The sequence below is a fragment of the Massilia genomosp. 1 genome, assembly GCF_011682185.1.
Classification (GTDB): Bacteria; Pseudomonadota; Gammaproteobacteria; order Burkholderiales; family Burkholderiaceae_D; genus Telluria_A; species Telluria_A rubra.
Genome location: NZ_WHJF01000721.1, coordinates 1 through 203, shown reverse-complemented (window position 1 = coordinate 203; position 203 = coordinate 1). Strand labels below are relative to the sequence as shown.

The following is a 203-nucleotide window of genomic DNA, read 5'->3' as shown; positions in this document are numbered from 1 at the left end:
CATCGGCCGGCAATTGGTGGTGGCAATGATCGCATTGGCTCGGCAGTGGATGGACGACGATCTCGGTCGGTTGCGCCGTTTGCATCAGCGTCGTTCCGTCGTGGCCCGGCTGCCCGCCGACCTTCTTTTCCGAGGGCTTGCGCAAGGATTTCGTTTTCTTCTTTTTCAAGCCATCGGCCGACGGCGGCACACTGGAATTGTGG

1 pseudogene is annotated in these 203 nt (G+C 60.1%); it reads right to left on the bottom strand.

Annotated elements, in window-relative coordinates:
• Positions 1-190: pseudogene (locus tag F1735_RS38770) on the bottom strand (IS66 family transposase); the annotation flags it as partial.
• Between the last annotated feature and the right edge of the window lie 13 nt (positions 191-203).